The sequence below is a fragment of the Streptomyces sp. NPDC006174 genome (assembly GCF_040614075.1).
GTDB lineage: Bacteria > Actinomycetota > Actinomycetes > Streptomycetales > Streptomycetaceae > Streptomyces.
Window position 1 is genome coordinate 121,626 of record NZ_JBEXTJ010000016.1, and the last position, 17,244, is coordinate 138,869.

Here is a 17,244-nt window from a genome sequence, read left to right on the forward strand (position 1 = left end):
CGGCAACACCCCTGGCGACCGGATACCCTTTGACCTGACACGCGACGATCCCCACAACAGCACACGCGGCCGAGGAGTCACCCGGATGAGCACCACCCAGAGCGAGAGGCTGCGCGGGTTGCTGGAACCGCTCGTCAGCGCGCGGCAGCTGGACCTCGAGGAGATCGAGGTGTCCCGGGCCGGCCGACGTGGAGTGCTGCGGGTCATCGTGGACTCCGACGAAGGCGTGGAGCTGGACGCCTGCGCGGAGCTGAGCCGCGCGATCTCCGAGAAGCTGGACGAGACCGACGCGATGGGCGAGGGCGAGTACGTCCTCGAAGTCAGCTCTCCCGGCGCCGAGCGCCCGATGACCGAGCCCCGCCACTACGTACGCGCCACCGGCCGGCTGGCCAGGTTCCACCTCGCCGCCGACGGCTCCGGTGAGCTGGTCGCCCGCATCCTCGCCGTCGACGAGGACGGGCTGGACCTCGAAGTGCCCGGCGTCAAGGGCCGCAAGCCCACGTCCCGCCGCCTCGCCTTCGACGAGATCGCCAAGGCGCGCGTGGAGATCGAATTCAACCGCAAGGACAAGAAGGAAGAGGAGGCGTAGCCGTGGACATCGATGTGAAGCTTTTGAAGGGCTTGGCGCAGGACAAGGAGATCCCCTTCGACGTGCTCGTCGCGGCGATCGAGTCGGCGCTCCTCATCGCGTACCACCGCACCGACGGCAGCCACCGCCGGGCGCGCGTGAAGCTCGACGAGAACGGCCACGTCACCGTGTGGGCCAAGGAGGACCCGGCCGACCTCGAAGAGGGCCAGGAGCCCAAGGAGTTCGACGACACCCCCTCCGGGTTCGGCCGGATCGCCGCGACCACCGCCAAGCAGGTCATCCTGCAGCGGCTGCGCGACGCCGAGGACGACCGCACCTTCGGTGAGTACGCGGGCCACGAGGGCGATGTCGTCACCGGCGTCGTCCAGCAGGGCAAGGACCCGAAGAACGTGCTGGTCGACATCGGCAAGATGGAGGCCATGCTGCCGGTCCAGGAGCAGGTGCCGGGCGAGGAGTACACGCACGGCCTGCGCCTGCGTACGTACGTCGTACGGGTCGCCAAGGGCGTCCGCGGCCCCTCCGTGACGCTCTCGCGCACCCACCCGAACCTGGTGAAGAAGCTCTTCGCGCTGGAGGTCCCGGAGATCGCCGACGGCTCGGTGGTCATCGAGGCCATCGCCCGCGAGGCCGGCCACCGGACCAAGATCGCGGTCCGCTCCACCCGCTCCGGCCTCAACGCCAAGGGCGCCTGCATCGGCCCGATGGGCGGCCGGGTGCGCAATGTCATGGCCGAGCTGCACGGCGAGAAGATCGACATCGTGGACTGGTCGGACGACCCGGCCGAGATGGTCGCCAACGCGCTCTCGCCCGCCCGGGTGAGCAAGGTCGAGGTCGTCGACCTCGGCGCCCGCTCGGCCCGCGTCACCGTGCCGGACTACCAGCTGTCGCTGGCGATCGGCAAGGAGGGCCAGAACGCCCGCCTCGCCGCCCGCCTCACCGGCTGGCGCATCGACATCCGTCCGGACACCGAGACGGACGAGGAGCGCGAGACCGCCGACCGCGAGCGGGCCGAGCGGGCCCGGGAGCGCTCGGAAAGGCGTTGACCCGGAGCCGCTCCAGGGAATAGATCTTGGCCGTACGCCGCTGAGATCACGACAACATCCGTTCGATTTTTGCCCCAAAGGGGTGAGGTCGGTACGGGGAGGTAGACTTAAACGTGTCTGGCCGGACGCAAGCTGGCGCTTGTCCCGAGCGAACCTGTGTGGGATGCCGGGAGCGAGTGGCAAAGAGCGAGCTGCTGCGCATCGTGGTGGACGAGGGCGCCTGCGCCCCTGATCCACGCGGTACGCTGCCCGGCCGGGGTGCTTACGTGCACCCCACCTCTGTCTGTCTCGACCTGGCGGTTCGCCGCCGGGCGTTCCCCCGGGCCTTCAAGGCCAGGGGGCCGTTCGACACCGCGGCACTGACGCGGTTCGTCGAGCGGGTGACACCGTAGGAAAGTGAACGGCACGGGACCCCGTGCGGTCAGGTACCTCGCGAGTTGGAAGTAGGTCGAGATTGCGATGAGCACTCGATGAGTACGCGATGAGTACGCCCATGAAGTAGCGACGGTCCGGCGGTAACCCGGACCTAAAAGGAGCGAAGTGGCTAAGGTCCGGGTATACGAACTCGCCAAGGAGTTCGGCGTCGAGAGCAAGGTCGTCATGGCCAAGCTCCAAGAACTCGGTGAATTCGTCCGTTCGGCGTCCTCGACGATCGAGGCGCCGGTTGTACGCAAGTTGACCGACGCACTGCAGGGACCCGGCGGCAACGCCGGCAAGTCCGCTGCCAAGCCTGGCGCGCCCCGCAAGGCGACGCCCGCAAAGCCCGCAGCGCCCTCCCCGGCCGCCGCGGCACGTCCCGCTGCCCCGAAGCCCGGCGTACCGGCTGCCAAGCCGGCCGCTGCCGAGGCCCCGGAGACCAGCGCCCCCGCGGCGCCCTCCGCGCCGTCGGCGGGCCCCCGTCCGGGCCCGAAGCCCGCGCCGAAGGCGGCCCCGGTGACCCCGGTCCCGGCCGCCGAGTTCTCGGCACCGGCTCCGGCCCAGCCGGCCGCCCCCCAGCAGCCCCAGGCCCCGCGTCCCGCGGCCGCCGCCCCGGGTCCCCGCCCGGCCCGTCCGGCTCCGGCCGGCGGTCAGCGTGACGGTGGCGCCCGCGACGGTGGTCAGCGTGACGGCGGCCGTGGTGGCGAGCGTGGCGGCGACCGCCCCGCACGTCCCGCCGGCCAGGGCGCACCGCGCCCCGGCGGCGCCCGTCCGGCCGGTCCCCGTCCGGGCAACAACCCCTTCACCTCCGGCGGTTCCACCGGCATGGCGCGCCCCTCGGCGCCCCGTCCCGGCGGTGCCCCGCGCCCCGGTGGCGGCTCGGAGCGCCCCGGCGCCCCGCGTCCCCAGGGCGGCCCCGGCGGCGCCCCGCGCCCCCAGGGTGGTCAGGGTCAGGGCGGTGCCCGTCCCGCTCCGGGCGGCATGCCCCGCCCGCAGGCTCCGCGTCCCGGCGGCGGTCCCGCCGGTAACCGGCCGAACCCGGGCATGATGCCGCAGCGTCCCGCTGCCGGCCCGCGTCCCGGTGGCGGCCCCGGCGGTGGCCGTGGTCCCGGTGCCGGTGGCGGCGGTCGCCCCGGTGGCGGCGGCGGTGCCGGTCGTCCCGGTGGCGGTGGCGGCGGTTTCGCCGGTCGTCCCGGTGGCGGTGGCGGCGGCTTCGCAGGCCGTCCGGCCGGTCCCGGTGGTGGCGGCGGCGGTGCCGGTCGTCCCGGTGGCGGCGGCGGCTTCGGCGGTCGTCCCGGCTTCGGCGGTCGTCCGGGTGGTCCCGGTGGCCGTGGTGGCACGCAGGGTGCGTTCGGCCGTCCCGGCGGTCCGGCGCGTCGTGGCCGCAAGTCGAAGCGGCAGAGGCGCCAGGAGTACGAGGCCATGCAGGCCCCGTCGGTCGGCGGCGTCATGCTGCCTCGCGGCAACGGACAGGCCGTCCGGCTGTCGCGCGGTGCCTCGCTCACCGACTTCGCGGAGAAGATCAACGCCAACCCGGCGTCGCTCGTCGCCGTGATGATGAACCTCGGCGAGATGGTCACGGCGACGCAGTCCGTCTCCGACGAGACGCTCCGGCTTCTCGCGGACGAGATGAACTACGTCCTGGAGATCGTCAGCCCCGAGGAGGAGGACCGCGAGCTGCTCGAGTCCTTCGACATCGAGTTCGGCGAGGACGAGGGCGGCGAAGAGGCCCTGGTCTCCCGTCCGCCGGTCGTGACCGTCATGGGTCACGTCGACCACGGTAAGACCCGACTGCTGGACGCGATCCGCAAGACGAACGTCGTTGCGGGCGAGGCCGGCGGCATCACGCAGCACATCGGTGCGTACCAGGTCTCCTCCGAGGTCAACGGTGAGGACCGCAAGATCACCTTCATCGACACCCCGGGTCACGAGGCGTTCACCGCCATGCGTGCACGTGGTGCGAAGTCGACCGACATCGCGATCCTCGTGGTGGCGGCCAACGACGGTGTGATGCCCCAGACGATCGAGGCGCTGAACCACGCCAAGGCGGCCGAGGTGCCGATCGTGGTCGCGGTCAACAAGATCGACGTCGAGGGTGCCGACCCGACCAAGGTGCGCGGTCAGCTCACCGAGTTCGGTCTGGTGGCCGAGGAGTACGGCGGCGACACGATGTTCGTCGACATCTCCGCCAAGCAGGGCCTCAACATCGAGGCGCTCCTGGAGGCCGTCGTCCTCACCGCCGACGCCTCGCTCGACCTGCGGGCCAACCCGAACCAGGACGCGCAGGGTATTGCGATCGAGTCCCACCTCGACCGCGGTCGAGGTGCCGTCTCGACCGTCCTGGTCCAGCGCGGAACGCTGCGCATCGGCGACACGATGGTCGTGGGCGACGCCTACGGCCGAGTGCGCGCCATGCTCGACGACAACGGTCAGAACGTGCAGGAAGCGGGTCCCTCGACCCCCGTCCTGGTGCTCGGTCTCACCAACGTCCCGGGCGCCGGCGACAACTTCCTGGTCGTCGACGAGGACCGTACGGCCCGTCAGATCGCCGAGAAGCGTGCCGCTCGCGAGCGCAACGCCAACTTCGCCCGCAAGGGTGTCCGGTTCTCCCTGGAGAACCTGGACGAGGCGCTCAAGGCCGGTCTGGTCCAGGAGCTCAACCTCATCATCAAGGGCGACGCGTCCGGTTCGGTGGAGGCTCTCGAGTCCTCGCTGCTCCAGCTCGACGTCGGTGAAGAGGTCGACATCCGGGTCCTGCACCGCGGTGTGGGTGCGGTCACCGAGTCGGACATCAACCTGGCGACGGGTTCCGACGCCATCGTGATCGGCTTCAACGTGCGCGCCGCAGGGCGTGCCGAGCAGATGGCCGAGCGCGAAGGCGTGGACGTCCGGTACTACTCGGTCATCTACCAGGCGATCGAAGAGATCGAAGCGGCCCTCAAGGGCATGCTCAAGCCGGAGTACGAAGAGGTCGAGCTCGGTACGGCGGAGATCCGCGAGATCTTCCGCTCGTCCAAGCTGGGCAACATCGCCGGTGTGCTGGTCCGCTCCGGCGAGGTCAAGCGCAACACCAAGGCGCGCCTGCTGCGCGATGGCAAGGTCATCGCGGAGAGCCTCAACATCTCCGGTCTGCGCCGCTTCAAGGACGACGTCACCGAGATCCGCGAAGGCTTCGAGGGCGGTATCAACCTCGGAAACTTCAACGACATCAAGATCGACGACGTCATCGCGACGTACGAGATGCGCGAGAAGCCGCGAGGCTGATCCGCAGGGATTCGGCCGGGTTCCGGGAGTCCGCTCCCGGAACCCGGCCACCACGGTCGGGGCCGGTCGACGGGTCGTATTTCCGTCGATCGGCTCCGGCCGTTCCGGTACGGTTCTGATGTCTCCGCCAAGCGCTGGCGGGGCACGAACCCGAACCGGCGGGACATCCGGACACACATGTATGTGGGGACCCTGTCCTTCGATCTGCTCCTCGGCGACGTACGGTCGTTGAAGGAGAAACGCTCCGTCGTCCGTCCGATCGTCGCCGAACTCCAGCGCAAGTACGCGGTGAGTGCGGCGGAGACCGGCGGGCAGGATCTCCACCGCAGGGCCGAGATCGGCCTCGCCGTGGTCTCCGGTGACACCGGACACCTGACGGACGTGCTGGACCGGTGCGAGCGGCTGGTGGCCGCCCGCCCCGAGGTGGAGCTGCTCTCGGTGAGACGGCGGCTGCACAGTGACGAAGACTGACACGCAAGCCAAATCAGAAGGAAGAGTGACGGACCGGTGACCGACAACGCGCGGGCCCGCAAGCTGGCCGATCGCATCCAGGTCGTGGTCGCGGAGACCCTGGACCGGCGAATCAAGGATCCGCGGCTGGGATTCGTGACGATCACGGACGCCCGGGTCACCGGCGACCTGCGGGAGGCCACGGTCTTCTACACGGTCTACGGCGACGACGAGGAGCGCGCGGCCTCCGCCGCGGCGCTGGAGAGCGCCAAGGGCGTCCTCCGCTCCGAGGTCGGCCGGCAGACCGGGGTCCGGTTCACGCCGAGCCTGGCCTTCGTCCCGGACGCCCTCCCGGACAACGCCCGCACCATCGAGGACCTCCTCGACAAGGCGCGGGCCAAGGACGCGGAGGTGCGCGAGGTCTCGACGGGCGCCAAGTACGCCGGTGAGGCCGACCCGTACCGCAAGCCCGAGGACGACGAGGACGAGGCTTCCTCCGGCGAGAACGAGGGCCCGACCTCCGTATGACCGAGCAGACCCACACGCCGGACGGCCTTGTCATCGTCGACAAGCCGTCCGGCTTCACTTCGCACGACGTCGTCGCCAAGATGCGAGGCATCGCCCGCACCCGCCGCGTCGGCCACGCCGGAACGCTCGATCCGATGGCGACCGGAGTCCTCGTACTCGGCGTCCAGCGGGCCACCAAGCTGCTGGGCCACCTCGCGCTCACCGAGAAGGAGTACCTGGGCACGATCCGGCTCGGCCAGGACACCGTCACCGACGACGCCGAAGGCGAGATCACCTCGTCCACCGACGCGTCCGGCGTGACCCGCGAAGGCATCGACGCGGGCGTGGCCGAGCTGACCGGCGCGATCATGCAGGTGCCGTCCAAGGTCAGCGCCATCAAGATCGACGGCAAGCGGTCCTACGCGCGGGTGCGCGGCGGCGAGGAGTTCGAGATCCCGGCCCGCCCGGTGACCGTCTCCTCCTTCCGCGTCTACGACGTCCGCGAGGCCGTCGCCGAGGACGGCACCCCGGTCATGGACCTGGTCGTCTCCGTCGTCTGCTCCTCGGGGACGTACATCCGCGCGCTGGCCCGCGATCTCGGCGCCGGACTCGGCGTCGGCGGCCACCTGACCGCGCTGCGCCGCACCCGCGTCGGCCCGTACGGACTGGACGCGGCCCGCACACTGGAGCAGCACCAGGAGGAGCTGACGGTGATGCCGGTCGCCGACGCGGCCGCCTCGGCCTTCCCGCGCTGGGACGTCGACGAGAAGCGCGCCAAGCTGCTCCTCAACGGCGTACGGCTGGACATGCCGGCGTACCCGCCGGGTCCGGTCGCGGTCTTCGGTCCGGACGGGACCTTCCTGGTGCTCGTGGAGGAGGAGAAGGGCAAGGCCAAGAGCCTCGCCGTCTTCGCCTGATCCCCGGCCATGTGGAGCGTGGTCCCCGGATCACATGGAGCGGGCACCCACCCCCCACCGGTGCCCGCTCCACCTTCCCCACCCCGGGACCATCTCTGCTCCGCCAGGACACGCCTATTCACCCTGATGGACGGGCGCTCGGAGTGAATGCCGGGGGCGCGGGGGGCGCGTTCCCGGTCCGCGCTACTCCGTGCGATCACCGGCGGCCTACCGTCGGACCATGGGCAGTGGGGACCGGTCGACGCTGGTGAGAATCTGTGATCAGGCCGGCCGGCCGCGCGGGACGGGCTTCGTCGCCGACGAGCGCGGCACGGTCGTCACCGCCCACCAGGCCACCGCCGCGTCCGGCCCGTACGTCCTGCACGGCACCGAAGGCCGCACCTGTTCCGTCGGCCCCGACGACATCACCGCGCTCCCGGCCCTCGGCCTCGCGCTCCTGCGTACGGGAGGCTCCGGCACGCTCGACGTGGAGCCGCTGCCCATCGCCGTACGGGAGCGGATCGAGCCCGGACGTTACGTCGGGATCGCCGCCCACGGCCGCCGCGAGGCCCGTGTCCTCGGCACGGCTCCCGCCACCTGCACCGCCCCGGACGGCACCGGCCATCCCGTTCCGGCCGCCTTGGAGCTGGCCCTCGGCACCGACGGCCGCGACGCCCTGCGCTCCGGCGGCGCGGCGATCGGCGGACCGGTCACCGACCCGGCCACAGGCGCGGTCCTCGGCCTCCTCTGCACCGCTCTCACCACTCCGTACGAGGCCGCCGGACTCGCTCTGCCGATCCCGCGCGGCGCCGACGCCACCCTCGACGCCCTCCTCGTACGCAACGCCACCGCCGCACCCGCCTACGGCCCCGACCTCAACCTCGCCGGCGCCCTCCAGCTCACCGCCACCTCCGTCGGCTCGGCGGACGGGCCCACGGCACACACCGCACCGGTCGTGCGCGAGGACATCCACGCGGAGCTGGCCGCCTTCGAAGCCGGTACGGGCACGGTCCTGGGCCTCGTCGGCGGACCCGGCACCGGCCGCACCACCGAGCTCGCCGCCCTCGCCGCCCGCCGCGCCGACGCCACAACCCCGGCGCCCACGCTCTGGCTGCGCGGCGCCGACCTGCTCGCCGACGACACCTCCGTCGGCGACGCCGCCGACCGTACGCTGACCCGCTCGGCCCGGATCGTCACCGCGGCCGGAGCCCTCGGTGACATGGCCACGGCCACCGCCGAACGCATCGCCCGCCTCGCCGCCGACGCGGGCCAGCCGCTCCTCGTCGTCCTGGACGGCCCCGAGGAGATGCCGCCGCTCCTGGCCCACCGGCTCGCCGAGTGGACCGCGGCCACCGCCAGCTGGCTGCGCGAGCACGGCGTCCGGCTCGTCGTCGCCTGCCGTCCCGAGCACTGGGAGACCGCCGGCACCCTCTATCCGCCCGGTGCCCTCCACCGCCCCCGCCGCCCCGCACGGGCGCTGCCACCGTCCCTGCGCCTGGCCGACTTCACGCCCGACCAGGCATGCCGGGCCAAGGAGCGCCTCGGCATCCCGCCGCACGCCCTCGCGCCCGGCCACGACCGGCACCCGCTCACGCTGCGGCTCCTCGCCGAGGTCCGCGAGGCCCTGCCGCCCGGCGTCCCGGGCCGCCCCGACACCGAGGACGTCTTCGGTGCCCACCTGGACCTCATGTGCGTACGCATCGCGGTCCGGATCGCGGCCGCCGCCGGTGAGCAGCCGCGCGGCACCGCCGTACGCCGGCTCGCCGCCCGGGTCGCGGGCCAGGTCCACGAGGCGGCCCGGCGGTGTCTGGGGCCGGGACAGGGAGAGTTGGACCGGGAGGCGTTCGAGGAGGTCTTCCCGTGGCGCACCGGGTGGGCCTCGGCCGTGCTGGCCGAGGGGCTCCTGGTGCCGGCCGGGGCCGGTTACCGCTTCGCCCACGAGGAGCTCGGCGACTGGGTGCAGGGCGCGCACCTGGACCTGGACGCGGCGCTGCGCTCGCTGGTGCACCGATGGCACCGGGGGAGCGGCGAGGCGGTGCGTCCGCCGAGCACCGGAGGTGAGCCGCGCTCGCTGCCCGTGCCCCGGCACCGGATCGGGCCGGTGATCCAGGCGATGGTGCTCCTCGGCCGCCGCCAGGGCACCGCCGCGCTGGCGCACCGGATGGCCGACCTGATCGAGGCGCTGGACCGGCTGTGGGCCGAGGAAGGGCCGCACGGTGATGCCTCTCGCGGCCCGCGCCACGAGGGCGCCGAGGACCCGGCGGGCACAGGGCACCGCCTCCGCCGCCCGCACGACGAGGACGCCGCCTGGTGGGCCGCTCATCTCCTCGGCGGCAGTCTGCTCCGGGTGGCCGACGCACGTCCGTACCTCGGTGTCCTGCGGGTCCTCGCCGGGCGCATCACCCGGCGTCCGGCCGCCGCCACCGGTCGGCCGGCGGGACCGGGAGCGTACGGAGAGTTCGGGCCCCGGTTCTGGCGGCGGCTGCGGCTGCCCGAGGAGGACCGCATCGACCTGCTCCGCCGCCTCGTGCCTGCCGACGGCGTGCCGCGTACCGACGGTGACGAGCGGTACCTCGACGCCGTGGCCCGCCGCCTCGCCCTCGCGCCGGTCGCCGTGCAGCCGCTGCTCTGCCGCTGGTTCACCGACGAGCGCCCGCTGCTGGCCGTCGGGCCCGACGCGCCGGACGTGCCTCTGCGTCCCACCGTGGCCGCCGCCGCGCAGGCCCTGCTCCACGCGCGCCGCGATCTGGCCGTCGACGAGCTGGCCGACGCGCTGATCGCCACTCCGCACCAGCGGGCCGGTGAGCTGCTCGCCGCCCTCGCCGAGGACGAGCCCACCGCGCTCTGCCGGGCCGTCGAGCGCTGGGCCCGCGACGAGGACCGTCCGGCCCGCCGCTCGGCCGCCGCCCGGTACGCCGGACTCCTCCAGCCGCGGATCACCGCCGACGGCGACCGGGCGCTGCTCGGGTCCGCCGCCGAGATCCTGCTGGAGCGCCGCGAGGACGCCGACCTGCACGCGGCCGCCCTCACCCTCCTCGTCCGGGACCCGAAGAGCAGGGTCCGCCACCTCCCGCAGGCCCTCCGCCTCTTCGCCCACGGCGACCCCCGCCTCCCGGTGGAGCTGCTCGCCGAGGTCTTCCCGCTCCACCCGGAGCCGGTCCTCGCCGCTCTCCGCGCCCGCCTGGCCCGCCCCGACGACGGCGCGGCAACGGTCCTGCGGGCCCTCGCCGGACTCGACACGCCCGCACTCGCGCTGCACGTCGCCGGGCTCGTACGCGAGTACATCGACGCCCACCCCGAGGACGGCACCCACGCCGCCGAGTACGTGGACCTCCGCCTCGAACACGGCCCCGCCGCCCGCGCCCTCCTCCTGCCCCTGGTCACCGGCCTGCTCCGGGACCGGCCCGCTCCGCCACCGGTCCGCGCCGCGCTGGCCCGGGTCCTCGCCGGAGCCGGGTCCACCGCCTCAAGGCCGCTGCGGGCCGAGCTGCTGGAGGTCCTGCTGGAGTTCGAGCAGTCCACCGGACGCCACCCGGACGTCCTGGACGCCCTCCTCCAGGCCGCGGCGGCAGGTGCGGGAGCCCGGCCGGAGGTCCGTACGCGCGCGCTCGTCCACCGCACCGGCATGCTCCTCGTCCGCACCCCGGAAGGCGCCGCCCGCTTCGACCGCCGCCTCGTCGAACTCGCCCGGGACGTGCCCGGATTCGGCGCCCTCGTCATCCGCTGGCTCGCCGACGCCCCGCAGGAGTGGGCCGCGGTGGTCGGTCCCAGCGCCCGGCGCACGGTGGAGGCGTTGGAGACATCACGTCGGGCGATGCCGATGCCGATGCAGGCGGCGGGGCGTGAGCATGGCAGTCTTAGACCTGCGTAATCGACATACATACACACGTACACAGGTTCGGGCGAGGAGCGGTCACAGTGCAGCGCTGGCGTGGCTTGGAGGACATCCCCCAGGACTGGGGACGCAGCGTCGTCACCATCGGCTCCTACGACGGCGTACACCGCGGACACCAGCTGATCATCGGCCGTGCCGTCGAGCGCGCCCGTGAGCTGGGCGTTCCGTCCGTCGTGGTCACCTTCGACCCGCATCCCAGCGAGGTCGTCCGCCCCGGCAGCCACCCGCCGCTGCTCGCCCCGCACCACCGCCGCGCCGAACTCATGGCGGAGCTGGGCGTGGACGCGGTGCTGATCCTGCCGTTCACCGCCGAGTTCTCGAAGCTGTCGCCCGCCGACTTCATCGTGAAGGTCCTCGTCGACAAGCTCCACGCCAAGGCCGTCATCGAGGGCCCGAACTTCCGCTTCGGCCACAAGGCCGCCGGAAACGTGGCCCTGCTGACCGAGCTCGGCGCCACCTACGACTACACGGTCGAGGTCATCGACCTCTTTGTGACCGGCGCGGCCGGCGGCGGCCAGCCGTTCTCCTCCACGCTCACCCGCCGCCTGGTCGCCGAAGGCGATGTCGCCGGCGCCGCCGAGATCCTCGGCCGCCCGCACCGGGTCGAAGGCATCGTGGTGCGCGGCGCACAGCGCGGCCGCGAGCTGGGCTTTCCGACGGCCAACGTGGAGACACTTCCGCACACCGCGATCCCGGCCGACGGCGTCTACGCGGGCTGGCTGGAGGTGGACGGCGAGTCGATGCCGGCCGCCATCTCGGTCGGCACGAACCCGCAGTTCGACGGCACCGAGCGCACGGTGGAGGCGTACGCGATCGACCGCGTCGGCCTGGACCTGTACGGCCTGCACGTGGCCGTCGACTTCCTCGCGTACGTACGCGGCATGCTCAAGTTCGACACGATCGACGACCTCCTGGTGGCGATGGCCGCCGATGTGAAGCGGTGCAGCGAGCTGGTTGCCGCGTACGACCGCACCCACTGACGTACGTCCTGGCCGTGCGCCGGGCCGCCGGGCGGCGGATGCTGACAGGGTGCGCGACCTCCTGCCCGACCTCCGCTCCCGCTGCGCCGCCGGTACGCCGCTGGCCCTGGCGACCGTCGTCGCCGTCCACGGCAGCGCGCCCCGCGCCCCCGGTGCGGTGATGGCCGTCGATGCGGCGGGCACGGTCCTCGGCAGTGTCTCCGGCGGCTGCGTCGAGAGCGATGTGTACGAGGTGGCCCGCGAGGTGCTCGCCGGTGCGGAGCCGCGCGTGGTGGCGTACGGGATCAGCGATGACGAGGCGTTCGGCACCGGGCTGACGTGCGGCGGGACGATCGAGGTGCTGGTGCGCGCGTACACCTCCGAGGCCGAGCTGGCCGATCTCGCGGCGCTGCTCGACCTGATCGCGGCCGATGTGCCGGTCGCGGAGGCCACCGTCCTGTCCGGCGCGGCGGAGACCGGCGCCCGGATGGTGGTCCGCGCCACCGGCGTACAGGGCACGCTCGGTTCGGAGGGGCTCGACGCCGCGGTGGCGGACGACGCGCGCGGGCTGCTGGAGCAGGGCCTGACCGGCATCCAGTGGTACGGAGCGCACGGCCGGCGCCGGATGCAGGAGGTGTCCGTCTTCGTCCGGACGTACGCGCCACCGCCGCGCATGCTCGTCTTCGGCGCCATCGACCACGCGGCGGCCACGGCGCGCATCGGCTCGTTCCTCGGCTACCGGGTCACCGTCTGCGACGCCCGGCCCGCCTTCGCCACGCGCGAGCGCTTCCCGACCGCCGACGAGGTCGTCCGCGCCTGGCCGCACGACTACCTGGAGGCGACCGAGGTCGACGCGCGCACGGTGATCTGCGTCCTCACCCACGACCCGAAGTTCGACGTGCCGCTGCTGATCGCCGCGTTGCGCACCCCGGCCGCGTACATCGGCGTCATGGGCAGCCGCCGCACCCACCACGACCGCCTCGCCCGCCTCCGTACGGCCGGAGTGGACGAGGCCCACCTGTCCCGCCTCGCCTCACCGGTGGGCCTCGACCTCGGAGCCCGTACGCCGGAGGAGACGGCGGTCTCCATCGCCGCCGAGATCATCCAGCACCGCTGGGGCGGCACGGGCCGGCCGCTCGGCGAGCTGACGGGCGCCATCCACCACGGGGTCAGCTCTTAGCGCCGCACGCCGCCGCCCAGTGGCATGCCACCTGCGGGTCTCCGCCGCCGTTCAGTACCGGTAGGTTCACCGTCCGGCAGGCCTCCGCCACGCCGGCCCGCTCCGCCTCGCCCGAGGCGAGGATCTGGCAGCGGACGTGGAAGCGGCAGCCGGACGGCACCTTCGAGGGGTCCGGAGGTTCGCCGGTCAGGACGACCGGTTCGGTCTCCGCCTCCGGGAGGACGGACAACAGTGCCTGTGTGTACGGGTGTTGAGGGGTCGTGAGCAACTGTTCGACCGGGCCCGTCTCGACGATCCGGCCGAGGTACATCACCGCCACCCGGTCCGCGATGTTCCAGGCCAGGCCGAGGTCATGGGTGACGACGAGCGCCGAGAGGCCCAGTTCGTCCCGGAGGCGCAGGAGGAGGGCCAGGATCTCGCCCCGTACCGACGCGTCCAGCGAGGCCACCGGCTCGTCCGCCACGATCAGCTCCGGTTCCAGGACCAGCGCGCCGGCGATCACCACGCGCTGGCGCTGGCCGCCCGACAGCTCGTGCGGATAGCGCAGGAAGAAGCGCTCCGGCGGCCGCAGCCCGGCCCGGGAGAGGGCCTCCGAGACGGCCGCCCGCTCATCACCCGCGTACCCGTGGATGCGCAGGCCCTCGGCCACCGCGTCGTACACCGTGTGGCGCGGGTTGAGCGAGCCGCTGGGATCCTGGAGCACCAGCTGCACACGCTTCCGGTACGCCTTGAGCGCCCGGCCCGCGTAGTCGAGCGGCGCACCGGCGAAGGTGACCCGGCCGGCGGTCGGCGGGACCAGGCCGAGCAGCGAGCGGGCCAGTGTCGTCTTGCCGCACCCCGACTCACCGACCAGCGCGACGATCTCGCCGGGCCGGATGTCGAGGTCGACGCCGTCGACCGCGCGGGCGGTGGCGGCGCCGCGCCGGCCCGGGAAGGAGACCTTCAGGGCCTCGGCGCTGAGGAGAGGGGCCGTGCTCATGACGTGCTCCTTGAATCGTCGGCGGCCGGCACGTCCACCAGCACGCAGGCCGCCCGTCGCGCGCCGCCGGCCTCCCGCAGCTCCTGGTCCTCCGTGGCGCAGGAGTCCAGCGCCACCGGACAGCGCGGATGGAACGTACAGCCGTCCGGCAGCGCCGCCGGGTCCGGGGGGTCGCCCGGCAGGCCGCGCGGGGCCCGCCGGGAGGAGAGGTCGCCGATCTTCGGGAAGGCGGCGGAGAGCGCCTTGCCGTACGGATGGCGGGCCTCCGTGTACACCTGCCGGGCCGGGCCCTCCTCGACGACCCGGCCCGCGTACATCACCGAGAGCCGGTCGCAGGTGTCCGCCAGCACCGCCAGGTCGTGGCTGATCATGATCAGGCCGACGTCCTGGTCGGCCACCAACTGCTCGATCAGCCGGAGGATCTGGGCCTGGATCATCACGTCCAGGGCCGTCGTCGGCTCGTCCGCGACGATCAGGCGCGGATCGCAGGCCAGCGCCATCGCGATCATCACGCGCTGGCGCTGGCCGCCGGACAGCTCGTGCGGATAGGCCTGTGCGCGGGCGGCGGGCAGGCCGACCTGTTCCAGCAGCTCTCCGGCGCGCCTGCGGGCGGCGGCCGGAGTGGCCTTGCTGTGCAGCAGGATCGGTTCGGCGATCTGGTCGCCGACCCGGTGCACCGCGTTCAGCGAGTGCATCGCGCCCTGGAAGACGATCGACGCGCCGGCCCAGCGGACCGCCCGCAGCCGGCCCCACTTCATGGTGAGGATGTCCTCGCCGTCGAGCAGGATCTCGCCGGTGAGCTCGGCCGATGCGGGCAGGAGCCGCAGCAGTGCCAGGGCCAGCGTCGACTTCCCGCAGCCGGACTCCCCGGCGATCCCGAGCTTCTGCCCGGCCTCGACCCGGAGATCGACGCCTCGTACGGCCGGGACCGTACCCCCGTACGTGACGGTCAGGTTCCGCACCTCCAGGAGCGGCGGATCACCGACCGGCTTCGAGAGGTCCGGTGAGGAGGACGGGTCCGGGTTGGTCGTGGTGGTTGTTGCCGTCAACGGGACACCCCCAGCTTGGGGTTGAGCACGGACTCGATGGCGCGGCCGCAGAGCGTGAAGGCGAGCGCGACGACGGCGATGGCGAGTCCGGGCGGAGCGAGGTACCACCAGTTGCCGGAGCTGACCGCGCCGGCCTCACGGGCATCCTGGAGCAGCCCGCCCCAGGAGACGATCGTCGGATCGCTGAGACCGAGGAAGGCGAGGGTCGCTTCGGTGAGGATGGCGGTGGAGATCACCAGCGTGGTCTGGGCGAGCACCAGCGGCATGACGTTCGGCAGGACGTGACGGGACATGATGTGCCGGTGTCCGCCGCCGAGCGCCCGTGAGCGTTCGATGTACGGGCGGGACTCGACGGACAGCGTCTGCGCCCGGACCAGGCGGGCCGTGGTCGGCCACGTCGTGACCCCGATCGCCAGGATCGTCGTCCAGATCGACCGGGAGAGGACCGTGGCCAGAGCGATGGCCAGGACCAGCGTCGGCATGACCAGGAACCAGTCGGTGACGCGCATGATGACGGTGGCGTACCAGCCCTTGAAGTGGCCCGCCGTGATCCCGATCAGCGTGCCGATCGCCACGGAGAGGAAGGCTGCCAGCAGGCCGACGGTCAGCGAGACCCGCGTGCCCCAGAGCATCAGGGCCAGCAGGCTGCGGCCGAACTGGTCGGTGCCGAGCGGGAACTGGCCGCTCGGCGCCTCCATCGGGCCGCCCGGCGCATCGGTCACGCTCTTCGAGTCGGCGCCCGCCAGCAGCGGAGCCGCCAGCGCCAGCAGCGCGATGACCATGAGCACGGCGAGGCCGACGAGACCGGCGCGGTGCGTGCGGTACTGCTGCCAGAAGCGGAGTGCGGCCCGCCGCCGCCGGGCCCGTGCGAGAGCGCGCGGGCCCTCCGTCCGTACACCTTCGGGTTTGTCGGTCGTGACAGTCATCGGCCCACCCGGGGATCGAGCAGCGGATAGATCACATCGGCCAGCGTGTTCATCAGGATCACCGCGGAGGCGAACACGAAGAACAGCGCCTGCACCAACGGCAGGTCGGGCACGCTCAGCGCCTGGTAGAAGAGGCCGCCGAGTCCCGGCCAGGAGAAGACCGTCTCCACCAGGATCGCGCCGGCCACCGTCGTACCGAGGTTCACGAAGAGCAGCGTCACCGTCGGCAGCATCGCGTTCGGCACGGCGTGCTTCCGGCGTACGAGGTCGTCGCGCAGCCCTTTGGCCCTGGCCGTGGTCAGGTAGTCGCTGCCCATCTCGTCCAGCAGTGAGGAGCGCATCACCAGCAGCGTGCGCGCGTACTCCACCGCGACGAGCGTGATGACCGGCAGCACCATGTGGTGCGCGATGTCCAGGACGCGGTCGAAGCCGGTGGTCGTGCCGGACTCCATGCCGCCGGTCGGGAAGAGCCCCGGGATCGGGCCGATGCCGACCGACAGCGTGATGATGAGCAGCAGGCCGAGCCAGAACGAGGGCACCGAGTACAGCGTCAGCGCGAAGGCGGTGTTGGTCCGGTCACCGGCAGAACCGTTACGCCAGGCGGAGCGGGCGCCGAGCCAGATGCCGAGCAGCGTGTAGATCACGAAGGCGGTGCCGGTCAGCAGGAGCGTCGCGGGCAGCGCCTCGGAGATCTTGTCGATGACCGGGGCCCGGAACTGGTACGACGTACCGAAGTCACCGGTCAGGGCCTTGCCGCAGTACTGCGTGAACTGCTGCCAGAGCGGCAGGTCGAGGCCGAACTCCCGGCGCATCGCCGCGATCTGTTCGGTCGACACCTGACGGCCGCCGGTCATCTGCTTGACCGGGTCGCCCGGGATCAGCCGGAAGAGGAAGAAGCTGGTGACGAGGACGGCGAAGAGGGAGACGGCCGCACCGGCCAGCTTGCCCGCCGTGTAGCGGAGGTAGGCGGCCGTGGAGCGGGAGCGCGGGGAGCGGGCCGACGGCCCGGCCGGAGCCGGGCCGCCGGACGCGGTGCTCTCCACGCCTGCCGCGCCTTTGACCAGCGCGGGAGTGGATTCTGAGCTCATGG

General features: G+C 72.7%; 14 protein-coding genes. 10 read left to right on the plus strand and 4 right to left on the minus strand.

Going from position 1 to position 17,244, the window contains the following annotated elements; genetic code table 11:
* Positions 1-85 precede the first annotated feature (85 nt).
* The 10 genes from rimP to ABZ267_RS29770 all read left to right on the plus strand — a co-directional run bounded on the left by rimP (position 86) and on the right by ABZ267_RS29770 (position 13,200).
* Positions 86-589 (plus strand): ribosome maturation factor RimP, encoded by a 504-nt coding sequence (gene rimP, locus ABZ267_RS29725; RefSeq protein WP_356752821.1) that lies wholly within the window; start codon positions 86-88, stop codon positions 587-589.
* Between the two features lie 2 nt (positions 590-591).
* Entirely contained in the window at positions 592-1,632 is a 1,041-nt protein-coding gene (gene nusA, locus ABZ267_RS29730; protein WP_356752823.1) for a transcription termination factor NusA, read from the plus strand.
* Between the two features lie 113 nt (positions 1,633-1,745).
* Complete coding sequence (locus ABZ267_RS29735; RefSeq protein WP_356752825.1) at positions 1,746-2,024, plus strand: YlxR family protein; 279 nt, start codon at positions 1,746-1,748, stop codon at positions 2,022-2,024.
* 148 nt (positions 2,025-2,172) lie between these two features.
* A complete protein-coding gene (gene infB / locus ABZ267_RS29740) occupies positions 2,173-5,313 on the plus strand; it encodes a translation initiation factor IF-2 (protein ID WP_356752827.1) in 3,141 nt (1,046 codons plus the stop codon).
* A gap of 177 nt (positions 5,314-5,490) precedes the next feature.
* Entirely contained in the window at positions 5,491-5,784 is a 294-nt protein-coding gene (locus ABZ267_RS29745; RefSeq protein WP_015611818.1) for a DUF503 domain-containing protein, read from the plus strand.
* 36 nt (positions 5,785-5,820) lie between these two features.
* Positions 5,821-6,291: a 30S ribosome-binding factor RbfA gene (gene rbfA / locus ABZ267_RS29750; protein ID WP_356752829.1), complete on the plus strand. Its 471-nt coding sequence runs from the start codon at positions 5,821-5,823 to the stop codon at positions 6,289-6,291.
* On the plus strand, positions 6,288-7,187 hold the full coding sequence (truB, locus tag ABZ267_RS29755; RefSeq protein WP_356752831.1) for a tRNA pseudouridine(55) synthase TruB: 900 nt from the start codon (positions 6,288-6,290) through the stop codon (positions 7,185-7,187). Before rbfA ends, truB begins: the two co-directional genes overlap by 4 nt.
* A 220-nt stretch (positions 7,188-7,407) precedes the next feature.
* Positions 7,408-11,037: a serine protease gene (locus ABZ267_RS29760; RefSeq protein WP_356752833.1), complete on the plus strand. Its 3,630-nt coding sequence runs from the start codon at positions 7,408-7,410 to the stop codon at positions 11,035-11,037.
* A gap of 47 nt (positions 11,038-11,084) precedes the next feature.
* Positions 11,085-12,041, plus strand: coding sequence for a bifunctional riboflavin kinase/FAD synthetase (locus ABZ267_RS29765; RefSeq protein WP_356752835.1), 957 nt, complete (start codon positions 11,085-11,087; stop codon positions 12,039-12,041).
* A gap of 49 nt (positions 12,042-12,090) precedes the next feature.
* Positions 12,091-13,200: an XdhC/CoxI family protein gene (locus ABZ267_RS29770; protein WP_356752837.1), complete on the plus strand. Its 1,110-nt coding sequence runs from the start codon at positions 12,091-12,093 to the stop codon at positions 13,198-13,200.
* Here the strand turns inward: ABZ267_RS29770 and ABZ267_RS29775 are convergent.
* From ABZ267_RS29775 to ABZ267_RS29790, 4 genes are read right to left on the minus strand one after another with little or no spacing between them, the layout of a single operon-like run.
* Positions 13,190-14,179 carry an ABC transporter ATP-binding protein gene (locus ABZ267_RS29775; protein ID WP_356752839.1) on the minus strand — a complete coding sequence of 330 codons (990 nt, stop codon included), beginning with the start codon at positions 14,177-14,179 and terminating at the stop codon, positions 13,190-13,192. The two genes, ABZ267_RS29770 and ABZ267_RS29775, sit on opposite strands and share 11 nt — an antisense overlap.
* Positions 14,176-15,228 carry an ABC transporter ATP-binding protein gene (locus tag ABZ267_RS29780; protein ID WP_356752841.1) on the minus strand — a complete coding sequence of 351 codons (1,053 nt, stop codon included), beginning with the start codon at positions 15,226-15,228 and terminating at the stop codon, positions 14,176-14,178. Before ABZ267_RS29780 ends, ABZ267_RS29775 begins: the two co-directional genes overlap by 4 nt.
* Positions 15,225-16,154 carry an ABC transporter permease gene (locus ABZ267_RS29785; RefSeq protein WP_356752843.1) on the minus strand — a complete coding sequence of 310 codons (930 nt, stop codon included), beginning with the start codon at positions 16,152-16,154 and terminating at the stop codon, positions 15,225-15,227. Before ABZ267_RS29785 ends, ABZ267_RS29780 begins: the two co-directional genes overlap by 4 nt.
* Positions 16,151-17,242, minus strand: coding sequence for an ABC transporter permease (locus tag ABZ267_RS29790; RefSeq protein WP_356752845.1), 1,092 nt, complete (start codon positions 17,240-17,242; stop codon positions 16,151-16,153). The genes ABZ267_RS29785 and ABZ267_RS29790 overlap by 4 nt, the downstream gene beginning before the upstream one ends.
* Positions 17,243-17,244 lie beyond the last annotated feature (2 nt).